The sequence below is a fragment of the Actinosynnema pretiosum genome, assembly GCF_024171695.1.
GTDB classification, from domain to species: domain Bacteria; phylum Actinomycetota; class Actinomycetes; order Mycobacteriales; family Pseudonocardiaceae; genus Actinosynnema; species Actinosynnema pretiosum.
Window position 1 is genome coordinate 190,176 of sequence record NZ_JAMTCF010000003.1, and the last position, 21,076, is coordinate 211,251.

Consider the following 21,076-nt stretch of genomic DNA (forward strand, 5'->3'; position numbering starts at 1 on the left):
CTCAAGTCAGGAGCGGTTACAACCGGTGCCAGAGCTGGTGATGCAGCTGACCAGAGCGGGGTTCCTCATCCTGCTCTGGTTGTTCGTGTTGGCTGCGCTTCGAGTGGTGCGTTCTGACCTCTACGCGGCGTCGGGGCTGAGGGTCCCGACGCCGTCGATCAAGAAGGGGTTCAGGGGGGCGGGCAAGGGCGGCGCGAAGGCGCCCAGGCAGCTCGTGGTCACGCAGGGGGCCCTGTCGGGCACCCGGATCACGCTTGACGGGAAGCCGATCATGATCGGCAGGGCCGACGACTCCACGCTCGTGCTGGACGACGACTTCGCGTCGACCCGGCACGCGCGTCTGTCGGCGCGCGGCGACGAGTGGTTCGTTGAGGACCTGGGGTCCACCAACGGCACCTACCTCGACCGCGCGAAGGTCACCAGTCCCGTCCGGGTCCCGATCGGCTCCCAGATCCGGATCGGCAAGACGGTGATCGAGCTGAGGTCATGACCCTCGTCCTCCGATACGCGGCCCGGAGCGACCGGGGCCTGGTCCGCCAGAACAACCAGGACTCCGTGTACGCGGGCCCCCGCCTGCTCGCGCTCGCCGACGGCATGGGCGGCCACGCCGCGGGCGAGGTCGCCAGCAAGGTCGTCATCGCGGCCCTCGCGCCGCTCGACGACGACGAGCCGGGGGACGACCTCCTCGGCCAGCTCCGCGACGCGGTGATCAACGGCAACGGGGCGATCTCCGAGCTCGTGCAGAGCGACCCCGACCTGGACGGCATGGGCACCACGCTCACCGCCGTCCTGTTCGCGGGCACCCGCCTCGGCATGGTGCACATCGGCGACTCGCGCGCCTACATGATGCGCAACGGGACCTTCAGCCAGATCACGCACGACGACACGTTCGTCCAGTCGCTGATCGACGAGGGCCGGATCACCGAGGAGGAGGCGGCCACGCACCCGCAGCGCTCGCTGCTGCTGCGCGCGCTGACCGGCCACGAGGTCGAACCGCGCCTGATGGTGCGCGAGGCCAGGCCGGGCGACCGCTACCTGCTCTGCTCGGACGGCCTCTCCGGCGTGGTCACGCTGGAGACCCTGGACGAGGCGATCCGCATCCCGGACCCGCAGGCGTGCGCCGACCGGATGATCGAGCTGGCGCTCAAGGGCGGCGGGCCCGACAACGTCACCGTGGTCGTGGCCGACGTCGTCGACGTCGACTTCGGCGAGAACGCCCCGATAGTGGGCGGAGCGGCCGGTGACGGCGGGGACGACCCGCCACCGCCGGACTCGCCCGCCTCGCGGGCGAGCTCCATCACCGGGCCCCGGCCCGCGCCGCCGAGGCAGGAGCAGCCGCCACCGCCGCCGCAGGCCCCGAAGCGCAAGGGCAAGCTGAAGGTCCTGGCGCTGCTCGTGCTGGTGCTCCTGCTGCTGGCGGGCGCCGGTCTGGCCACCCGCTGGTGGGTGATGCGCCAGTACTACGTGGGCGCGGCGCAGGACGGCCAGGTGTCGGTGTTCCGCGGGGTGACCGGGAGCGTGCTCGGCTTCGAGCTGAACACGGTCGTGGAGGGCTCGTGCCCGCCCGGCTCCCAGGGCTGCGAGCCGATCGCACTGGACGACCTGAAGGTCTTCATGCGGGACGAGGTGAGCAGCGGCATCACCGCCGTGGACGGCCTGGAGGGCGCCCGCGAGGCGATCCGCAGGCTGCGCACGGAGCAGCTGCTGCCGCTGTGCGCGGACCCGCAGACGGCTCCCCCGACCCCGCCGTCGACGACCACCGGGTCGGCGACGAGCGCCGAGCAGCCGCCGCCGAGCGGCGCGCAGGACCCGTCCTCGTCATCGGTCCCGCCGACCACCACCACGGAGGGCACCCCCCTCCCCACGCTCGCGCAGACGCCGGGCACGGACTGCCGGAAGGGTCAGTAGCCGATGGGTTCGCCGGGCACCGGCGCGGAGGACACCCCGCTCGCGAGGGCGAGCGGCACGTCGCCGGGGTTGAAACCGCCACCCACCAAGCGGAGCACCGAGCTCTTCCTCCTGGCCTTCGGCGCGGTGCTGGTCACCGCCGCCCTGGTCCTGGTCGAGGCCAACCAGGAGAAGGAGCTCTCGCTCAACATCATCTGGTACGGCCTGGCCTACCTGGTGATGCTGGCCGTGACGCACCTCGCGGTGCGGACCTGGGCGCCCTACGCGGACCCGGTGATCCTGCCGTGCGTCACGCTGCTGAACGGGATCGGCCTGGTCGTGATCCACCGGATCGACCTGGGCATGGCCGACGTCCTCATCGAGGGCGAGCCCTGGTCCCCGGCGGCGCCGAAGCAGGTCATGTGGACGGGCCTGTCGCTCGTCCTGTTCTGCGCGGCGCTCAAGCTGCTCAAGGACCACCGCACGCTGGCCAAGTTCGGCTACGTCTCGGGCCTGGTCGGCCTGGTCGCGCTGATCCTGCCGGGCGTCCTGCCCGGCTTCATCGCGCCGACGATCAACGGCGCGAAGATCTGGCTGCGCTTCGGCGGCGTCTCGATCCAGCCGGGCGAGTTCGCGAAGATCCTGCTGATGGTCTTCTTCGCGGCCTTCCTGGTCTCGAAGCGGGACCTGTTCACCATCGCGGGCCGCCGGTTCCTCGGCATGGACCTGCCGCGCGCCCGCGACCTGGGCCCGCTGATCGCCGTGTGGGCGGTCGTGGTGTCGGTCATGGTGCTGCAGAAGGACCTCGGCTCGTCGCTGCTGTTCTTCGGCATCGTGCTGGTGCTGCTGTACGTGGCGACCGAGCGCGCGGTGTGGATCATCATCGGCGTCGGCCTGTTCATGGGCGCGGCGGTCGTGGCGTGGCGGTTGTTCATCCACGTCCAGACCCGCGTCGACAACTGGATCGACCCGTTCGCGGCCCCGTTGGTGGAGGGCCACCAGATCCTGCAGTCGCTGTTCAGCTTCGGCACGGGCGGCCTGTTCGGCGCGGGGCTGGGTGGCGGAAGGCCGGACCTGGTCCCCGAGGCGAACACCGACTTCATCGCCGCCGTCATCGGCGAGGAGCTGGGCCTGGTCGGCCTGGTCGCCGTGCTGCTGCTCTACACCGTGTTCGCGCTGCGCGGCCTGCGCAACGCGCTGTCGGTGCGCGACACGTTCGGCAAGCTGCTCGGCGGCGGCCTCGCGTTCGCGGTGGCGTTCCAGGTCTTCATCATCATCGGCGGCGTCATGAAGCTGATCCCGATGACCGGCATCACCGCCCCGTTCCTGTCCAAGGGCGGCTCGTCGCTGCTCGCCAACTACGTCCTGGTGGCCCTGCTGCTGCGGATCTCCGACGCGGCCCGGTCGCCGCAGGCGCCGGTGAAGCCGCGCGCGCAGCAGCCCGCGATCGCCGACCAGTTCACTGTCATGGTGGAGCGTCCGAAATGAACACCCCGCTCCGCCGAGTCGGCGTCGCGATGATGGTCATGATGGTCATCCTGCTCGCGAACGCGACGTACGTGCAGGTCATCAAGGCCGACGAGTACCGCACGAGCCAGTACAACCGGCGCGGCCTCCTGGAGATGCTCTCCCGCGAGCGCGGCAGCATCATCGCCTCCGACGGCACCCCGCTGGCCACGGTCACGCCGATCCCGGACAAGGACCGCTGGCAGCGGGTCTACTCCAACGGGCCGATGTACCTGCCGGTGACCGGCTACCTGGCCAACAACTTCGGCTCGAACGGGCTGGAGCGGGCCGAGAACGACCTGCTGATCGGCGAGGACGACCGGCTGTTCACGCGCAGGCTGTCCGACCTGATCACCGGCCGCGACCCCAAGGGCGCGAGCCTCCAGGTGACGATCAACCCGAAGGCGCAGCAGGCCGCGTACGAGGCGCTGGGCGACCGGACCGGCGCGGTCGTGGCGATCGAGCCGAAGACCGGCAAGATCCTGGCGCTGGTGAGCACGCCCTCGTTCGACCCGAACAAGCTGGCCGTGCAGAACATCGCCGAGGAGCAGGCGTACTGGAACGAGGTCACCCAGGACAACGCGGCGCAGCCCGACGCCAACCGCGCCCTGTCCTGGACCTACCCGCCCGGCTCCACGTTCAAGCTGGTCGTGGCGGCGGCGGGCCTCGAGGAGGGCATGGACAAGTCGACCCAGGTCGACGCGCGCCCCACCATCACGCTGCCGGGCACGAACACCGAGCTGCCGAACTTCAACGGCAACAACTGCAACAACGGCGTCAACGCGACCCTGGAGCAGGCGATCGCCGAGTCGTGCAACACCGCGTTCGCGAAGCTCGCGAGCGACCTCGGCACGGCGAAGCTGCGCGAGCAGGCGGCGAAGTTCGGCATCGACGACCAGAAGTACCAGGTCCCGATGACCACGGCGGCCTCCACGATCGGCCCGATCCCGGACCAGCCCGCGCTCTACCAGACCGGCATCGGCCAGCGCGACGTCCAGGTGACCCCGCTGGCGAACGCGGTGATGGTCGCGACCATCGCCAACAAGGGCGTCCGGATGAAGCCGTACCTGGTGGACAAGATCCTCGGCACCGACACGGCGACCATCTCCGAGACCAAGCCCGACGAGGTCGACGAGGCCATGTCCGAGGACAGCGCCCAGATGCTGACCGAGATGATGATCGCCGCCGAGAACAAGGCGGGCGGCACGGGCAAGCTCAGCAACATCCAGATCGCCTCGAAGACCGGCACCGCCGAGTGGGGCGCGGGCTCGACCCCGAACCCGCACGCCTGGTACACCGCGTTCGCCCCGGCGAACGACCCGCAGATCGCGCTCGCGGTCATCGTCGAGAAGAGCGGCGGCCAGTCCGGCGGCAACGCGACCGGCGGCCGGGTGGCCGCGCCCGTCGGCCGCGCGGTGATCAGCAGCTACCTCGGGAGCAGGTGATGCTGTCCTCCGGCCAGCTCCTCGCCGAGCGGTACCGCCTCACCAGGCGGATCGCCGTCGGCGGCATGGGCGAGGTCTGGGAGGCCGCCGACACCCGGTTGGACCGCAACGTCGCGGTGAAGGTGCTCAAGGCGGAGCTGAGCGGGGACGCCGAGTTCCTGAACCGGTTCCGCATCGAGGCCAGGACCACCGCGTCGCTGAACCACCCCGGCATCGCCGGGGTGCACGACTACGGGGAGACGGCCTCCGAGCCCGACGGGCCGGAGGACACCGCGTACCTGGTGATGGAGCTGGTCGAGGGCGAGCCCCTGGCCGCGGTCATCGCCAGGGGGCGGATGAACGCCGAGCGGGTGCTCGACGTGCTGGAGCAGGCGGGCACCGCGCTGCAGGCCGCGCACGAGCGGGGCCTGGTGCACCGGGACGTGAAGCCGGGGAACATCCTGGTGACCCCGGACGGCAAGGTGAAGATCACCGACTTCGGCATCGCGAAGGCGGCTGACGCGGCCCCGGTGACCCGGTCGGGGATGGTGATGGGCACGGCCCACTACATCGCCCCCGAGCAGGCGACCGGGCACGACGCCGAGCCCGCGAGCGACGTGTACGCGCTGGCGGTGTGCGGTTACGAGTGCCTCGTCGGGCACCGGCCGTTCCTGTCGGAGAACGCGGTGACCGTCGCGATGATGCACATCAGGGACGTCGCGCCGCCGCTGCCGCCGGACGTGCCGCCCGCCGTGCGGGCGCTGATCGAGGCGACGCTGGTCAAGGACCCGAGGCAGCGGTACCGCAACGGCGGCGAGTTCGCCTCGGCGGTGGCCGCGGTGCGGGCCGGTCAGCCGCTGCCCGCGCCGTCCGGGCTGGCGATGGCGGTGGGCGCCCCGCAGCTGGCTCCCCCTCCGCAGGCCCCGCCCTCGCAGCAGCTGCCCGTGCAGCCGATGGGCGCGCCTCCGATGACCGGGCAGCCGATGCAGGCCGCGCAGGCGCAGCCGATGGCGGTCCAGCCGATGGGCGCGCCGCCCATGAGCGCGCCGCCGATGCCGTCGCAGCAGCTCCCGGCGCAGCTCACGCCGCCGCAGCAGCTGGCGGCTCCCCCGCCGATGGCCCCGCAGCAGCTCACGCCCCCGGCGCAGCTCACCCACCCCGGCATCCCCGTGACGCACCCCGGTTCGCGTCCGGGGATGCAGCCCATCCACCCTCCCGCGGCAGGCCCGCACACGGGTGCTTTCCACCCGTCGGGCGCTCCGGGCCGGCATCCTGGACGCGGTCGCCCTCTGCTGTGGGTTATGGTCGCCTTCCTGGTGATCGCGCTGATCGCACTCAGCGTGCTCATCGTGCGCGAGGTCGCGGGGGACGATGGGGTGCCCGGCGGTCCGAACCCGCAGGACAGCACTCCCTCCGCGAGCAGGTCGGCGCGGGAGGACGCGACCGACCGGTTCCCCGGCACTCCGACGGTGCGGATCACCGGGGCGGACCACCTCGGCGCGCCCGCGGACGAGGTCGCGGCAACCTTGGCCGGGCACGGCGTCGAGCCCGAGATCCGCTCGGAGCGGGGCGGCGCGCCCTCGGACGCGAGGCGGTGCCGGGTGAGCGAGCTGGAACCCGAGGGAGAGGTCGCGATCGGTACACGGGTGCGCGTCACGTGCGTGCCCACCTGAACCGGGGGCGGCAGGCTGAACGCGCACGACGGGCACGACAAGGCTTGAGACCGTTGACGAGGAGCGGGACGAAGCACTGATGAGCACTCCGCGACTGCTCTCCAACCGCTACGAACTCGGGGAGACCCTCGGCTACGGCGGCATGTCCGAGGTCCACAAGGGCAAGGACGTGCGGCTCAGCCGGGACGTGGCGATCAAGGTGCTCCGCGCCGACCTCGCCCGCGACGCCCAGTTCCAGGAGCGGTTCCGTCGTGAGGCCCAGAACTCCGCAGCGCTGAACCACCCCGCCATCGTCGCCGTGTACGACACCGGCGAGACCGAGACCCAGTACGGCCCGCTGCCCTACATCGTCATGGAGTACGTGGACGGGCGGACGCTGCGCGACATCGTCAAGACCCAGGGCCCGCTGTCGAACAAGCGCGCCATGGAGGTCATGGCGGACGTGTCGGCCGCGCTGGACTTCAGCCACCGGCACGGCATCGTGCACCGCGACGTGAAGCCCGCGAACGTGATGATCACCCGTTCGGGCGCCGTCAAGGTCATGGACTTCGGCATCGCGCGCGCCGTGCACGACGGCCAGGCCGCCGTGACGCAGACCGCCGCGGTGATCGGCACCGCCCAGTACCTCTCCCCCGAGCAGGCGAAGGGCGAGGCGGTCGACGGCCGCAGCGACGTGTACGCGTCGGGCTGCGTGCTGTTCGAGCTGCTCACCGGCGAGCCCCCGTTCACCGGCGACTCGCCGGTCGCGGTGGCCTACCAGCACGTGCGGGAGGAGCCGAAGTCCCCGTCGTCGCTGAACCCGAAGGTGTCGCCCGCGCTGGACTCCATCGTGCTCAAGGCGATGGCCAAGGGCCCTGCGAACCGCTACCAGTCGGCCGCCGAGCTGCGCGCCGACCTGGTCCGCGTGCTGTCCGGCCAGCGGCCGTCCGCGCCCGTCGTGATGACGAGCGAGGAGCGGACCGCGCTGCTGGACCAGCAGCAGGCGCCCTCCGCGCCGACGCGCAGCGAGGCGGTGCAGACGACGAGCGGCGGCGGCAGGCACCGGCAGTCGGCGGTCAGGGAGCGCGAGCGGGAGCGCGACCGCGAGGACACCGGCAACTACAGCGCGGCTCTGGAGGAGGAGCGGGAGCGCCTGGCCGCGCGCAGGCGGATGTGGATGATCGCCATCGTCGTCCTGCTCTGCGCGGGCGTGCTGGCGCTGGCGATCTGGATCACCACGTCGGTGCTCGGGGACAACGACACCTCCAGCGGCGACTCCCAGCAGGTCGCGGTGCCGACGCTGGTCGGCAAGACCACCTCGGAGGCGCGCAACGCGCTGTCCGAGGCCGGGTTGGAGATCAGCCTCCAGCTGGTGCCGTGCCAGCCGGGCAGCCAGCCCAAGTGCGACGCGGCCAAGGACATCGACCGGGTGCTGGAGACCAGCCCCGCGAGCGGCAAGGCGGTCGACCGGAACACCAAGGTCGTCGTCATGGTGGGCACGAACCCGGACGACGTCGAGGTGCCCGACCTGACCGGGCTGAGCGTCGCGGACGCGCAGGCCAAGCTCGGCGAGGACTGGAAGCTCGACACGAACCAGGAGCGGGTGGAGACCAGCGACCCGGCGAAGGTCGACAAGGTCGTCGAGCAGAACCCGATGCACGGCACGAAGGCCCCCAAGGGCACCACGATCACGATCAAGATCGGCCGGGAGCCCGAGTCCGTCGTGCTGCCGAACGTGATCGGCGTGCAGGAGGACGACGCGCGGGCCTCGCTGGAGCAGTCGGGCTTCAAGGTGCAGGTCAAGCAGGTCGACAGCGCCACCGACGCGGGCCAGGTCATCGCGCAGGACCCCGGCGCGGGCCGGGTCGAGAAGGGCACCACGGTCACCCTCAGCGTGTCCAAGGGCAACATGATCTCGATGCCGGACCTGCGGGGCATGACCGAGACCGAGGCCAAGGCGGCGCTGCGGCAGGCCCAGTGGAACGGCGACCTCCAGGTCACCAAGACGGCGGTGAGCGACCTCTCCCAGGACCGCAAGGTCCAGTCCCAGCAGACCTCCGTCGGGTCGGCGATCACCAAGGCGCAGCGGCTCAGCGTCGTCGTCGGCGAGTTCCGGCCGGGGTCGAGCAGCACGCCGCCCAGCAACTAGGCCGCCGCGCGCCGGGACCCCGGAGCCGGGTCGGCGCGGTCGGCGGAACGCGGAAGGGCCCTCCCGGAGCTGCCGGGAGGGCCCTTCGCCGTCTGAGCGGACGCGGAACGGCCTAGCGCCGGGCCGCCGCGGCCAGGTCCCTCATGCCGCGCTCCAGCTCGCCCACGACGGCCTCAGGCACCTCGTGGCCGCACACCGCGAGCCAGTTGGCCAGCATCCGGTGGCCGCCGTCGGTGAGCACCGACTCGGGGTGGAACTGGACGCCCTCGACGGGCAGCTCGCGGTGCCGCATCCCCATGACCACGCCGCCCTCGGTCCGGCAGGTCACCTCGAACTCGTCGGGGATCGTCTCCGGGAGCACGGTCAGCGAGTGGTAGCGGGTCGCGGTGAACGGCCGGGGCAGCCCGGCGAGCACGCCCGCGCCCTCGTGGGTCACCACCGACGTCTTGCCGTGCAGCAGCTCGGGCGCGAGGTCGACGGTCGCGCCCCACACCGCGCCGATGGCCTGGTGGCCGAGGCACACGCCGAACACCGGGACGCCCGAGTCCGCGCACCAGCGGATGGCGTCCATGCTCCGACCGGCCCGCTGCGGCGTGCTGGGACCGGGGCTGATCAGCACTCCGCCCGCCGCCGCGACGTCCGAGGCCTCGACCTCGTCGTTGCGCTTGACCACGCACTCGGCGCCGAGCTGCGCCAGGTACTGGACGAGGTTGTAGACGAAGCTGTCGTAGTTGTCGACCACCAGCACGCGCATGGCGCCAGGGTAGCCGTGAGGAACCTCTCGCAGGTACTGAACTAAGGCCCACCTAACCTTAGGGTATGAGTCGTTCCCTGCGCGTCGCCGTGGTCGGCGCGGGCCCCGCGGGCATCTACGCCGCCGACATCCTGACCAAGTCCGACGCCGAGGTCTCCATCGACCTGTTCGAGCGGATGCCCGCCCCGTACGGTCTGATCAGGTACGGCGTCGCTCCCGACCACCCCCGGATCAAGGGGATCGTCAACGCGCTGCAGAAGGTGCTCGACCGGCCGGAGATCCGCTTCTTCGGCAACGTCGAGTACGGCGTGGACGTGAAGCTGGAGGACCTGAGGCAGCACTACGACGCCGTGATCTTCTCGACCGGCGCCGAGAAGGACCGGGCGCTGGACGTGCCCGGCATCGAGCTCGACGGCAGCTACGGCGCCGCCGACTTCGTCTCCTGGTACGACGGCCACCCGGACGTGCCCCGGACCTGGCCCCTCACCGCCTCGCAGGTCGCCGTGCTCGGCGTCGGCAACGTCGCGCTGGACGTCGCCCGCGTGCTGGCCAAGACCGCCGACGAGCTGCTGACCACCGAGATCCCCGACAACGTCTACGAGGGCCTGAAGACCAGCCCCGTCACCGACGTGCACGTGTTCGGCCGCCGGGGCCCGGCGCAGGCGAAGTTCACCCCGCTGGAGCTGCGGGAGCTGGACCACTCGCCCAACGTCGAGGTGATCGTGCACCCCGAGGGCATCGACTTCGACGAGGGCAGCATGGCCTCGATCCGGTCGAGCAAGCAGGTCGAGATGGTCGTGAAGACGCTGCAGGAGTGGGCGCTGCGCGACGTCGGCGACCGGCCCCGCAGGCTGCACCTGCACTTCCTGGAGGCCCCGGTCGAGGTGACCGGCGAGGACGGGAAGGTCGTCGGCCTGCGCACCGAGCGCATGGAGCTGGCGGGCGACGGCAACGTGAAGGGCACCGGCGAGTTCACCGACTGGCCGGTGCAGGCGGTGTACCGGGCGGTGGGCTACCTGTCCACGAGCCTGGTCGACCTGCCGTTCGACACCGCGTCGGGCACGGTCCCGCACGCCGGGGGCCGCGTGGTCGACCTGGACGAGCAGCCGCTGCCGGGCGTGTACGTCACCGGCTGGATCAAGCGCGGCCCGGTCGGCCTGATCGGCCACACCAAGGGCGACGCGCTGGAGACCGTCACGAACCTGCTGGCGGACGCCGACGCGCTGCCCGCCTGCCAGTTCCCGGAGCCGGACGCGATCGTCCGGTTCCTGGAGCAGCGCGCCGTCCCGTTCACCACGGTGGAGGGCTGGTTGAAGCTGGACGCGCACGAGAAGGCGCTGGGCGCCGAGCGCGGTCGCGAGCGGGTCAAGGTCGTGGACCGGGAGGAGATGACCTCGGTCTCCCGGTCCTGACGGCCACGACCTGACCGCCGCGACCCGGCGGTCACTGCTCGGTCGTCACCTGGTTGAACGGGAGCATCGGCTCCGCCCAGGGGAAGACGACGAACATCAGCAGCGCCACCACCCCGGCCGCCAGCAGGACGGCCTCGAGGACCCGAACCGGCAGGGGGCCGGGGAGGTGGCGCCAGATCCAGGAGTACACCTCACTGCTCCTTGAGCTCGGGGGGCAGGAAGCCGTCCGACTTCGGGTAGTGCTGGGCCAGCGACGCGTGCACGATCAGCCGCTGCTTGTCCGAGAAGCGCGGGTGGCACGTGGTCAGCGTCATCAGCGGCTTGAGCTGGTCGTCGGGGACCTCGGTCTCGTTGTACGGGACCTCGTTGATGACCTCGCCCGCCGAGGGCAGCACGATCTCCTGGCCCTGGGTCCTGGAGTACGCCCCGCTCAGCGGCACGACGTCCTTGCACCTCGGGTCGGACGCGCGGGAGGCCCACCCCGCGACCTCGCTGTTCTTCGGCAGCATCCGGTAGACGAACCAGGACGTCTGGGTCTCCACCACGATCGCGTCGCACGAGTTGAGCAGGTCGAGGTCGTTGAACGGCGAGCCCTTGCCGACCCGGTGCCCCGCGACCGCGAAGTTGCCCTTCTCCCCCGGCAGGGCGGTGCCCTTGTAGTGGCCGGGACCGGTCTCCAGGTCCTTGTCGGTGGTGCCCTCGACGATGGAGAACTTGTAGTCCGCCCCGAACACCGGGATGTAGATCTTCGCGAACGCCTTGCCGTCGAGCAGGTCGTACTTGACCTCGCGCTGCGGGTCGGCCGCGACGGTGTTCGAGTCCTTCCACTCCTCGTCCAGCGCGGACGTGACGTCGTCCTGCTTGCCCGCGGAGATCAGGTCGGTGACGTAGACCTCGTAGACCACGAACAGCAGCACGACGAGGCCGAGCGTGATCAGCGCCTCACCGGTGCCCCGCACGACCTTGCGCAGCGGGCCCTCGGGCGGGTAGTCCGGCTCGTGCCGGTCCGCCCCGGCGCCCTCGTCGAGGTCGTCGTGGTCGAGGTCGTCCTGCGGGTCCTCGTAGTCGTCCCGGTCGCCCGCGAACCTGGGGATGACCTCCGTGGGAGGCTCGACGGGCCTGCGCGGCGCCCGGTGGCGCGGCGGGGCGACGGGCCGTCCCGGCGCCGGGGGGAGGCTGTGCCCCACGGGTTGCGCGTACTGCGTCGGCGCGTCGCCGACCGGCCGCAGCACCTGCGTCGCCTCGTCCTGGGGCGGGCGCTGCTGGGAGTGCCGGGGACCGCGCGGCGCAGGCCGGGGGCCTTGCGGCTGGCGCGCGACCTGGGTGGTCGGCTGCGGCGCGGACCAACCGCCCTGGGGCGGGGTCGGCGGCGGGCCGCCTGGTCTGCCACCGGACGCCTGCGGGGCTGGGTACGGCCTCGGGCGCTGAGCGTGCGGCGGCTGTCCCGACGGTCCGCCGCGCGTCGCGGGCGGGTCGAAGCTCACCTGAGAAACCTCCCGGCCATGACTCCAGTCCAGCACAGTGCTTCTAGGACCTGCTCGGTTACGTTAACGTGTTCCCCCAGCGGTGGGCGTTAACTGACGCGCCCACCCAGGCCTATCCACCGTCAGGCGAGGACAGCCATGCCCAAGTCCAAGGTCCGCAAGAAGGCCGTCTACACGGCGCCTGCCGATCGACGCACCCCGGTGAAGGTCAAGGCAGCAGGTCCTTCGCACCCGTTCTACATCACGGTGATGCTGGGTGTCATGCTGCTCGGCCTCGCCTGGCTGGTGGTCAACTACATCGCGGGCGAGAAGATCCCGGTGATGATGGACCTCGGGTCGTGGAACTTCGGCATCGGCTTCGCGCTGATCATCGTCGGCCTGCTGATGACGATGCGCTGGCGCTGACCGGTCGACGCGGGACAGCTCTCCGGAGGGGCCGGGCGCACTGCGCGCCCGGCCCCTCTCGCGTGTCCGGCCCGGCCTGACCGGGTGAACAGCGGGTGACCGGAGCGCACGGTCGCAAGTCATCCCCAATGGGGACAACTCCTGTGGATAACTTTGCGCCAAAACGCACAAGCCCCGGTCCAGGGCGGGAGTTGTCCACAGCCCCGTCTCGGAGTGCGGGACACTCACGGGTGTGACGTCACCTCCGCCCACCCGGTCCTGGGCCACGAATCCCGCGTTCGTGGCCCTCGCGGGAGCACTGGCCGTAATCGTGCTGGTGCTGCTGCTCATGTCCCCCGACGCCCCCTCCCGCGTGATGCTCGGCCTCGCCGTCGCGCTGCTGGGGTGGATGTCCCTGCAGGGCGCGCTGGTACGCCCCAGGCTGGCCGTTGATGAGACGGGTCTGACCGTGCGCGGGTTGCGCCGGGAGCACCACATGGCCTGGCACGAGGTGAAGGTGCGCCTGCAGAGCACCCGCAGGCTGGGGCGCGTGGTGCGGACCCTGGAGCTGGACTGGGAGCGCGGCGAGCAGGAGCGCCTGGTGGTGCTCACCCAGCTCGACCTGGGCGCCGACCCGCAGGACGTGGCCGAGGTGCTGCACGCGCTGCGGCCGTGACCCGCTCGGCCCGATCAAGACCCGCCCCGGACGGGTGAGCGTCGAGTGGCGCTCATCACCGTCCCCGGTATTCCACAGGTTCCGCTCCCACCTGTGGACAACTGCCCCGCCGCGCCCGGCCGACCCGGCTGGGCGCGGTCGGGCCGGGGGCGACACCCCCGACCCCCGATCCCGCTTCAGGTGAACTTCCGGTGCTCCGGCCGTCGGGGTCCCGAACCCCTCGCGGGGCTCAGCCCACGAGCACGGCGGTGCGGACGACGGTGAGCACGACCAGCGCGACGGCGAACGCCGCGACCGACCCGAGCTGCCACTTCGCCTGGTTCGGCCCGCGCGGCGCGTAGACCAGCGCCGCGGTGACCGCCGCGCCGACCGCGATGCCGCCCAGGTGCCCGAGGATCGAGATGTTGGGCAGCGAGAAGCTCAGGAACACGTTGATGGCGATGACCGCCAGCACCGGCGTGGCGTTGAGCCGCCGCCTGAGCAGCACGACGAGCAGGGAGCCCATCAGGCCGTAGATGGCCCCCGAGGCGCCCGCCGTGATGGAGACGACCTCCTCGAACAGGTACACGGCCGCGCTGCCGCCCAGCAGGGACACCAGGTAGACCGCGAGGAACCTGACCCGCCCGAGGACGGGCTCCAGGTCGCGCCCGAGGATGTACAGCGAGGCCATGTTGAGGCCGATGTGCGTGATGCCCAGGTGCAGGAAGCCCGAGGTGACCAGCCGCCACCACTCGCCGACGGCGACGAAGTAGGGGACGAGCGCCCCCTCCTGGGTCACGGCGCTCTGGAAGACGTCCCGGTCGGTCACGCCGCCGCCCAGGTAGGCGGTCAGCGCGAACAGCGCGAGGTTGATGCCGATGAGCACGGGGACCACGAGGAGCCCGCGCCCGGTCGAGGCGTGCGTCGAGCCCGCCACCGTGCGGGCCTGCCTCGTGGTGCGGACCCCCTCGGTGACGCAGTCGACGCACTGGAAGCCCACGGCCGCCTCGCGCAGGCAGTCGGGACAGGCGGGGCGCTCGCACCGCGCGCACAGCAGGCCGGTGGCCCGATCGGGGTGTCGCACGCAGGCCGCTTGGCCTGGTTGCGCCCCGATCGGGCCGCCGGGTGGAACCGGAGTGCCTGCCACTAGGCCTTCTCGATCGTGACCTTCTCGATGACGACGTCGTTGACCGGGCGGTCACCCGCACCGGTCGGACCGTTCTCGATCTTGTCGACGACGCCGCGGGACTCCTGGTCGGCGACCTCGCCGAAGATCGTGTGCTTGAAGTTCAGCCACGAGGTCGGGGCGACCGTGATGAAGAACTGGGAGCCGTTGGTGTTGGCCCCGGCGTTCGCCATCGCCAGCAGGTAGGGGCGGTCGAACTTGAGCTCCGGGTGGAACTCGTCGGCGAACTTGTAACCGGGGCCGCCGCGACCGGTGCCCGTGGGGTCACCGCCCTGCAGCATGAAGCCTGCGATGACCCGGTGGAAGATCGCACCGTCGTAGAAGGGCCCGCTGGCCTCGCCCTTCGCGTTGGCTTCGGTGTACGCCTTCGTGCCCTCGGCGAGGCCCACGAAGTTCGCCACCGTCTTGGGGGCGTGGTCGGGGAAAAGGTTGATCTTGATGACGCCCTGCGAGGTGTGCAGGGTCGCCGTCACCTTGCGCCCGACGAGCGATTCGTTGCTGTCTGCCACCTCCCCATCGTGCCATCTACCGGCGCTGTGGTTGGGGAAGGGGCAGGATGGGTATTGCCGAAATGTGACTGTCCGACAGCTTGTGGAGCGCGATATGGATGAGGTAGACGCCATGACCCGAGCAGGCGAGTCGGCGGGCAGGGCAGTGGGAACGGGTCTCCGCGCCGCCCGCCGGGGAGCGGTTCGCGCTGGTCACGCCAGCGCTGACGCCGCAGCTCAGTGGGCGGGGAAGCTCGAGGGCAAGCTCGCCGAGCGCGGGGTGACCGCCGACCACGTGCGCGGCGTCGTCGCCGATCGCGCCGGCCTGCTCGTCGAGCGTGCCGAGCAGGTGGAGAAGCAGACCAGGCGCAGCCGCCGCAAGCTCGCCAAGAGGGCCAAGGCGGTCCGCAAGGACGTGGCGAAGGCCACCGAGCGGGCCCGCAAGGAGGCCGGTGTCCGCGCCAAGGACATCCGCAAGGCGGCGAAGCAGGCGCGCAAGGAGTTCGGCAAGCCCCAGAAGTCCTCGCGCAAGTGGCCCTGGGTGCTCGGCCTGCTCGCCGCGGGCGCGGTCGCGGGCTGGGCGGCGCTGAACAAGCGCCCGCAGGAGGTGCTCCTGGAGGAGGAGGCCCCCGTGCACCCGCTGAACGGCGACATCCCGTACTCCGGCTCGTCCGACCGGGACGCCGCGTCCCGCAACGGCCGGGTCACCGAGCGGAGCTGACGCCCCGAACCCACCACGAACCGCGAGCGCCCGCCCTCCAAAGCAGGGGGACGGGCGCTTCGCGCGTTCCGGGCGGCCCGGCTCAGCCCGCCAGGCCCTGGACGACCAGCTTGGCGATCTGCTTCGCCTTGATGGTCTGCTTCTGGTTGCTGGTGATGACGACGGCGTCCCCGGCCTTGGCGACCGCGTAGACGGCGCCCGCGTCGGTGGCCATCGACCCGCCCTCCCAGCCCGCGGGCTCGGTGGCGGGGTTGGAATCGGCGATCGGGGCCGCCTCGTTGACCAACGCCTTGGCCGTTGTGGCGTCACCCCGGTACACCCGAACGGTCAACTGGATCTCAGTCGCGTTCGCGTAGAAGAAGCACGCGGGATTCGTCTTGTCGCTCGACAGCATCACCTTGGGCACGAGCTGCCCGTTGGCTTGAGCGACCTCGGACTTGTCCAGATAGGGGCAGGTGCCCTCGACCGCCGGTTCGGGCGCCGGGGGCGGCCCGCTGGGCGTGGAGGACGTGGTGACCTGCGTGGACGCGGGCTGGGATGCCTGCGCCGAGGTCCCACCGGGGCTTTCCTGACCCCCGCACGCGGTGAGCGCGCCGAGGATCAGCAGGGAGGGCAGCAGTCGCTTCATGGCGCGGCAAGTCAACCAGATCGCCGACAGACCCCAGACAGCGAATCGACAGCGTGACGATCTAGGCACGTAACGTGAAGACCGTTAGCTTGTCCTTACCTGCCACTCGCCCCTGCCAAGTGAGGACTGAATCGAAATGAGCTTGTTGGATCGAGGTCGAGAGCAGATCCTCTCGGTCTTCCGGATCGTGATCGCCTTCTTCATGATCTGCCACGGAGCCCAGAAGGTCTTCGGCGTCCTGGGCGGCAAGGGCGGCTTCTCGCCCCTGAACTGGCCCTCGGGCCCCGCGGGCCTCATCGAGGTCATCGGCGGCGTGCTCGTCCTGATCGGCCTCTGGACCCGCGTGGCGTCGATCATCGTCTCCGGCGCCATGGCCTACGCCTACTTCGTCGTCCACCAGCCGATGGGCCTGCTCCCCATCGAGAACAAGGGCGAACTGGCCGCGGTCTACTCGTGGGCCTTCCTGCTCCTGGCCTTCACGGGTCCGGGCGTCTGGGCGGTGGACACCATCCTGGCCTCCAGGAAGCGGAGCACCGAGAACCGAGAGCTGGCGAACGCGGCGGCCTGACCGCGACTACCTCAGCACCAACTGACAAGGGCGTCAGCAAGGAACCAGGGGCCCGCACCCTCCCGGCCGGGGGTGCGGGCCCTTCCACGTCCGGGAAAAGCCCCCACGCACCACCGGCGCTCTCGATCGGTGCTCTTGATCACAAAACAAAAAAACCCCGACCCGAATGGGACCGGAGCAAAAAACACACTCGGCGGCGACTACCGCAGATCAGGACCACCGCAGGGGGTCCGGGGGCGAAGCCCTCCGGGCGGGGTCCGGGGGCTGCGCCCCCGGTGGAAATGACGAAGGCCGACCCGGTTCGCGCTCTCCGCGAACACAGATCGGCCTCGGCCGAGTGGAGACGAGGGGAATCGAACCCCTAACCCCCGCCTTGCAAAGGCGGTGCTCTGCCAATTGAGCTACGTCCCCTCGCGGGGGGCGGCAGAACGAACCGCCCTCGCGGCGTCAGTTGGCCGGAGCAGTGGCCTCGCGCCACAGGTCAGCGTCGGCCTTGGCCGCGCGACTGCGCTTGACGAAGAACAGGACCGCACCGGCGACTGCGACAAGTGCGATGATCTTCTTCACAGTGTTCCCCTCTGAGCAATCCCTGGATACATCCGGTGGGCCTAGGAGGACTTGAACCTCCGACCTCTTCATTATCAGTGAAGCGCTCTAACCGCCTGAGCTATAGGCCCTCGGGGCAACGACGAGAAGACTACAACACCACCCGCCGTTGCCCCAAATCGGGGTCACTCCCGCTCGGAGAGCGTGACCTCCAAGCCGCCCGCGAGGTCGGCAGAGACGTTGTAGACGAACGCGCCGACCGTGGCCAGCGCGGTGAACAGGACGATGTTGACCGCGCCCACGATGGCGGACACGCCGAACACGCGCCCCGCGCTGATCAGCGGATCACCGCTGGCCTCCTCGCTCTGGAGGAGGTCGTTCGCGGTGTTGTTGATCTTGTCCCACACGCCCATGCCGTTCAGCACGCCGTACAGCACGCCGACCGCGACCAGCCAGACGAAGAACAGCGCCACGCTGAGCACCAGCGCGAGCTTCAGGACCGACCACGGGTCGACCCGCTTCACCTGCAGGCTGGCCCGCCGGGGTCCCCTGCCGGGGCGGCGCGCCGAGGACGACGCCTGCGGCCTGGACTGGTTGCCCAGGTTCACGGCCGTGCGCGGCGCTGCCGCCGCCGCGGCAGCCGCCGGAGCGGCGCCGGGCGGGACCGGCTTGGCCACCGCCACCGTGTCCTGGTCCAGCGACGGGAAGACCGGCGACGCGGGAGCCCCCGCCTCGGCGGGCTTCACGTCGTCGCCCGGCCCGACCTGGGCCGCCTCGCTGTAGCCGCCCTCGCTGGTGGACCGCTGCCACGGCGGGGGCGTCACCGCCACCGTGGGGCTCTCGTCCGCGGGCTTCTCCGGGGCCTTCGCGGCCTCCGGAGCGGCGGCTGCGGGCGCGGCGGTGGTCACGACCTCCTCCGGCTTCTTCTCCGGTTCACCCGATGACGCGGCTGCCGCCTCGGGCGCCTTGGCCGCCTCGACGCTCGGCCGGGTGATCACCGCGGTCTTGTCCGCGTCCCGGTCCTCTTTCTCGGGTGGAGTCACGAGCTGTCCTCAACCTCTCGTCGTCCGCGCTGCTCTCAGTTGGCAGGCTCGGTCGCCTGCTCCTCTTCACCGGTGGAGACGTCGGCGGGCTCGTCCGCGTTGCGCGCGACCGCGATCAAGGTCGACTTCTCCCCGAGGTTCATCAAGCGAACGCCCTTGGTCTGCCTACCCGCTTTGCGGATCTCCTTGGCGCTGGTCCTGATGACCCCGCCCGCGGAGGTGATCGCGTACAGCTCGTCCTCGACGTCGACGATGAGAGCTCCCACAAGCCTCCCACGCCTGCGGTCGTGCTGGATCGTCAGCACGCCCTTGCCGCCCCGCCCCTGCACCGGGTAGTCCTCGATCGGGGTGCGCTTGGCATACCCACCGTCGGTGGCGACCAAAACGAAGAGCCCTTCCTGCACCACGCCCATCGACAGCAGCTCGTCGTCGCTGTTGAAGCGCATCCCCTGGACGCCGGAGGTCGCGCGGCCCATCGGGCGCAGGACGTCGTCGCTGGAGTGGAACCGGATGGACTGGCCGTCCTTGGACACCAGCAGCAGGTCGTCGCCCTCGCCGGTGAGCACCGCGCCGACCAGCTCGTCCTCCTCGCGGAGGTTGATGCCGATCAGGCCGCCCGAGCGGTTGGAGTCGAAGTCCGACAGCTTGGACTTCTTCACCAGGCCGTTGCGGGTGGCCAGCACGAGGTACGGCGCGGCCTCGTAGTTCTTGATCTGGATGACCTGGGCGATCTCCTCGTCCGGCTGGAACGCGAGGAGGTTCGCCACGTGCTGGCCGCGCGCGTTGCGGCTGGCCTCGGGCAGGTCGTAGGCCTTGGTGCGGTACACCCGGCCCTTGTTGGTGAAGAACAGGATCCAGTCGTGCGTGGAGCACACGAAGAAGTGCTGCACGATGTCGTCCTGCTTGAGCTGCGCGCCCTGCACGCCCTTGCCGCCGCGCTTCTGGGCGCGGTACAGGTCGGTCTTGGTGCGCTTGGCGTAGCCGGTCCTGGTGATCGTGACCACCACGTCCTCGACCGCGATCAGGTCCTCCATGGACACGTCGCCGTCGAACGGGACGATCTTGGTGCGCCGGTCGTCGCCGTGCTTGTCGACGATCTCCAGCAGCTCCTCGCGCACGATGGCGCGCTGCCGCTCCGGCTTGGCCAGGATGTCCTTGAGGTCCGCGATCTGGAGCTCGATCTCGGCCAGCTGGTCGATGATCTTCTGGCGCTCCAGGGCGGCCAGGCGGCGGAGCTGCATCTCCAGGATCGCGTTGGACTGCACCTCGTCGACGGAGAGCAGCTCCATCAGGCCGGTGCGCGCCGACTCGGTGGTGTCCGACCGGCGGATCAGCGCGATGACCGCGTCGAGCTGGTCGAGCGCCTTGACCAGGCCGCGCCAGACGTGGGCCCGCTCCTCCGCCTTGCGCAGCCGGAACTTGGTGCGCCGGACGATGACCTCGATCTGGTGCTTCACGTAGTGCCGGATCATCTGGTCCAGGCGCAGCGTGCGGGGCACCCCGTCGACCAGCGACAGCATGTTGACGCCGAACGAGTACTGCAGCTGGGTGTGCTTGTAGAGGTTGTTCAGCACCACCTTCGCCACCGCGTCGCGCTTGACCGTGATGACGATGCGCATCCCGGAGCGGCGGTTGGACTCGTCGGCGATGTTCGAGATGCCGTTGATCTTCTGGTCGCGCACCAGCGACGCGATGTTCTCGACCAGGTTGTCCGGGTTGACCTGGTAGGGCAGCTCGGACACGACGAGGATGGTGCGCCCCTTGGCGTCCTCGTCCATCTCGACGACCGCGCGCATCTTCACCGAGCCGCGACCGGTGCGGTAGGCGTCCTCGATGCCCTGGGTGCCGAGGATCTGCCCGTAGGTCGGGAAGTCCGGGCCCTTGATGCGGGCGATCATGGCCTCCAGGGTCTCCTCGTCGGAGGCCTCCGGGTTGTCCAGCGCCCACACCACGCCGTCCGCGACCTCGCGGAGGTTGTGCGGCGGGATGTTGGTGGCCATGCCGACCGCGATGCCGGACGAGCCGTTGATGAGCAGGTTCGGCACCCGCGACGGCAGGACGGTCGGCTCCTGGATGCGGCCGTCGTAGTTGTCGCGGAAGTCGACGGTGTCTTCCTCGATGTCCGCGAGCATCCGCATGGCCAGCGGGGTGAGGCGGCACTCCGTGTACCGCATGGCCGCCGCCGGGTCGTTGCCCTGGGACCCGAAGTTGCCCTGGCCGTCGATGAGCGGGTACCGCATCGCCCACGGCTGGGCCAGGCGCACGAGGGCGTCGTAGATCGCCGAGTCGCCGTGCGGGTGGTAGTTGCCCATGACGTCGCCGACCACGCGGGCGCACTTGTTGTAGCTGCGCTCGGGCAGGAAGCGGGAGTCGAACATGGAGTACAGCACGCGCACGTGGACCGGCTTGAGGCCGTCGCGCACGTCCGGCAGGGCCCGTCCCACGATCACGCTCATGGCGTAGTCGATGTACGAGTTCTGCATCTCCTGCTGGAGGTCGCGCGGCTCGGTGCGGTCGCTTCCGCCGCCGATCGGGGGCAGGGTCGTCTCGCTCACGGTTCTTCTTTCCTGGGAGAGGACAACGGGCTAC

Annotated in this window: 18 protein-coding genes, 2 tRNA genes and 2 pseudogenes; 11 read left to right on the top strand and 11 right to left on the bottom strand. The window is 70.6% G+C overall.

Annotated elements, in window-relative coordinates:
* Nucleotides 1-25 precede the first annotated feature (25 nt).
* The 6 genes and pseudogenes from LV78_RS07250 (at nucleotide 26) to pknB (ending at nucleotide 8,618) form a co-directional block, all read left to right on the top strand.
* A complete protein-coding gene (locus tag LV78_RS07250) occupies nucleotides 26-490 on the top strand; it encodes an FHA domain-containing protein FhaB/FipA (RefSeq protein ID WP_012782663.1) in 465 nt (154 codons plus the stop codon).
* Nucleotides 487-1,908, top strand: a complete 1,422-nt coding sequence (locus LV78_RS07255) for a PP2C family protein-serine/threonine phosphatase (protein ID WP_253843951.1) — start codon at nucleotides 487-489, stop codon at nucleotides 1,906-1,908. Before LV78_RS07250 ends, LV78_RS07255 begins: the two co-directional genes overlap by 4 nt.
* Before the next feature lie 3 nt (nucleotides 1,909-1,911).
* Nucleotides 1,912-3,375: an FtsW/RodA/SpoVE family cell cycle protein gene (locus LV78_RS07260; RefSeq protein ID WP_253843952.1), complete on the top strand. Its 1,464-nt coding sequence runs from the start codon at nucleotides 1,912-1,914 to the stop codon at nucleotides 3,373-3,375.
* The gene (locus tag LV78_RS07265; RefSeq protein WP_253843953.1) at nucleotides 3,372-4,838 is read left to right on the top strand and encodes a peptidoglycan D,D-transpeptidase FtsI family protein; all 1,467 of its coding nucleotides are present in this window, start codon (nucleotides 3,372-3,374) and stop codon (nucleotides 4,836-4,838) included. Before LV78_RS07260 ends, LV78_RS07265 begins: the two co-directional genes overlap by 4 nt.
* Nucleotides 4,838-5,884, top strand: a pseudogene (locus tag LV78_RS07270) (serine/threonine-protein kinase); the annotation flags it as partial. The gene LV78_RS07265 and the pseudogene LV78_RS07270, both read left to right, overlap by 1 nt.
* Nucleotides 5,885-6,569: 685 nt before the next feature.
* The gene (pknB, locus tag LV78_RS07275; protein ID WP_253843954.1) at nucleotides 6,570-8,618 is read left to right on the top strand and encodes a Stk1 family PASTA domain-containing Ser/Thr kinase; all 2,049 of its coding nucleotides are present in this window, start codon (nucleotides 6,570-6,572) and stop codon (nucleotides 8,616-8,618) included.
* A gap of 112 nt (nucleotides 8,619-8,730) precedes the next feature.
* On the opposite strand, the gene LV78_RS07280 is transcribed toward pknB, so the two are convergent.
* Nucleotides 8,731-9,372 (bottom strand): aminodeoxychorismate/anthranilate synthase component II, encoded by a 642-nt coding sequence (locus LV78_RS07280; RefSeq protein WP_253843955.1) that lies wholly within the window; start codon nucleotides 9,370-9,372, stop codon nucleotides 8,731-8,733.
* A gap of 65 nt (nucleotides 9,373-9,437) precedes the next feature.
* Between LV78_RS07280 and LV78_RS07285 the strand changes: the two genes are divergently transcribed.
* Nucleotides 9,438-10,784: an FAD-dependent oxidoreductase gene (locus LV78_RS07285; protein WP_253843956.1), complete on the top strand. Its 1,347-nt coding sequence runs from the start codon at nucleotides 9,438-9,440 to the stop codon at nucleotides 10,782-10,784.
* 31 nt (nucleotides 10,785-10,815) lie between these two features.
* Here the strand turns inward: LV78_RS07285 and LV78_RS07290 are convergent, their stop codons facing one another.
* Together LV78_RS07290 and LV78_RS07295 are read right to left on the bottom strand one after the other, a co-directional pair.
* Nucleotides 10,816-10,974, bottom strand: a complete 159-nt coding sequence (locus tag LV78_RS07290; RefSeq protein ID WP_253843957.1) for a hypothetical protein — start codon at nucleotides 10,972-10,974, stop codon at nucleotides 10,816-10,818.
* Between the two features lies 1 nt (nucleotide 10,975).
* Complete coding sequence (locus LV78_RS07295) at nucleotides 10,976-12,268, bottom strand: class E sortase (RefSeq protein ID WP_253843958.1); 1,293 nt, start codon at nucleotides 12,266-12,268, stop codon at nucleotides 10,976-10,978.
* Nucleotides 12,269-12,406: 138 nt separating this feature from the next.
* On the opposite strand from LV78_RS07295, the gene crgA reads away from it, so the two are divergent.
* Both crgA and LV78_RS41505 read left to right on the top strand, forming a co-directional pair.
* The gene (crgA, locus tag LV78_RS07300; RefSeq protein ID WP_096490932.1) at nucleotides 12,407-12,673 is read left to right on the top strand and encodes a cell division protein CrgA; all 267 of its coding nucleotides are present in this window, start codon (nucleotides 12,407-12,409) and stop codon (nucleotides 12,671-12,673) included.
* Nucleotides 12,674-12,905: 232 nt separating this feature from the next.
* Nucleotides 12,906-13,328: a PH domain-containing protein gene (locus LV78_RS41505; RefSeq protein ID WP_253843959.1), complete on the top strand. Its 423-nt coding sequence runs from the start codon at nucleotides 12,906-12,908 to the stop codon at nucleotides 13,326-13,328.
* A 229-nt stretch (nucleotides 13,329-13,557) separates the two neighbouring features.
* On the opposite strand, the gene LV78_RS07310 is transcribed toward LV78_RS41505, so the two are convergent.
* Both LV78_RS07310 and LV78_RS07315 read right to left on the bottom strand, forming a co-directional pair.
* Nucleotides 13,558-14,391: a rhomboid family intramembrane serine protease gene (locus tag LV78_RS07310; protein ID WP_253843960.1), complete on the bottom strand. Its 834-nt coding sequence runs from the start codon at nucleotides 14,389-14,391 to the stop codon at nucleotides 13,558-13,560.
* A gap of 62 nt (nucleotides 14,392-14,453) precedes the next feature.
* Nucleotides 14,454-15,002 (bottom strand): peptidylprolyl isomerase, encoded by a 549-nt coding sequence (locus LV78_RS07315; RefSeq protein ID WP_253843961.1) that lies wholly within the window; start codon nucleotides 15,000-15,002, stop codon nucleotides 14,454-14,456.
* A 94-nt stretch (nucleotides 15,003-15,096) separates the two neighbouring features.
* On the opposite strand from LV78_RS07315, the gene LV78_RS07320 reads away from it, so the two are divergent.
* On the top strand, nucleotides 15,097-15,702 hold the full coding sequence (locus LV78_RS07320; protein ID WP_253843962.1) for a hypothetical protein: 606 nt from the start codon (nucleotides 15,097-15,099) through the stop codon (nucleotides 15,700-15,702).
* 82 nt (nucleotides 15,703-15,784) lie between these two features.
* Here LV78_RS07320 and LV78_RS07325 read toward each other — a convergent pair whose 3' ends face one another.
* The gene (locus LV78_RS07325; protein ID WP_096490928.1) at nucleotides 15,785-16,330 is read right to left on the bottom strand and encodes a DUF2020 domain-containing protein; all 546 of its coding nucleotides are present in this window, start codon (nucleotides 16,328-16,330) and stop codon (nucleotides 15,785-15,787) included.
* Nucleotides 16,331-16,466: 136 nt separating this feature from the next.
* Here LV78_RS07325 and LV78_RS07330 point away from each other — a divergent pair, with 136 nt between their 5' ends.
* Nucleotides 16,467-16,898 carry a DoxX family protein gene (locus tag LV78_RS07330; protein WP_253843963.1) on the top strand — a complete coding sequence of 144 codons (432 nt, stop codon included), beginning with the start codon at nucleotides 16,467-16,469 and terminating at the stop codon, nucleotides 16,896-16,898.
* 338 nt (nucleotides 16,899-17,236) lie between these two features.
* Here the strand turns inward: LV78_RS07330 and LV78_RS07335 are convergent.
* The 5 genes and pseudogenes from LV78_RS07335 to gyrA all read right to left on the bottom strand — a co-directional run bounded on the left by LV78_RS07335 (nucleotide 17,237) and on the right by gyrA (nucleotide 21,042).
* Nucleotides 17,237-17,309, bottom strand: a tRNA-Ala gene (locus LV78_RS07335).
* A 45-nt stretch (nucleotides 17,310-17,354) separates the two neighbouring features.
* Nucleotides 17,355-17,465, bottom strand: a pseudogene (locus LV78_RS07340) (DLW-39 family protein); the annotation flags it as partial.
* Between the two features lie 36 nt (nucleotides 17,466-17,501).
* Nucleotides 17,502-17,575, bottom strand: a tRNA-Ile gene (locus LV78_RS07345).
* Between the two features lie 54 nt (nucleotides 17,576-17,629).
* Nucleotides 17,630-18,487: a DUF3566 domain-containing protein gene (locus LV78_RS41510; protein WP_253843964.1), complete on the bottom strand. Its 858-nt coding sequence runs from the start codon at nucleotides 18,485-18,487 to the stop codon at nucleotides 17,630-17,632.
* A gap of 35 nt (nucleotides 18,488-18,522) precedes the next feature.
* Nucleotides 18,523-21,042 carry a DNA gyrase subunit A gene (gene gyrA, locus LV78_RS07355; RefSeq protein WP_308208682.1) on the bottom strand — a complete coding sequence of 840 codons (2,520 nt, stop codon included), beginning with the start codon at nucleotides 21,040-21,042 and terminating at the stop codon, nucleotides 18,523-18,525.
* Nucleotides 21,043-21,076: the final 34 nt, after the last annotated feature.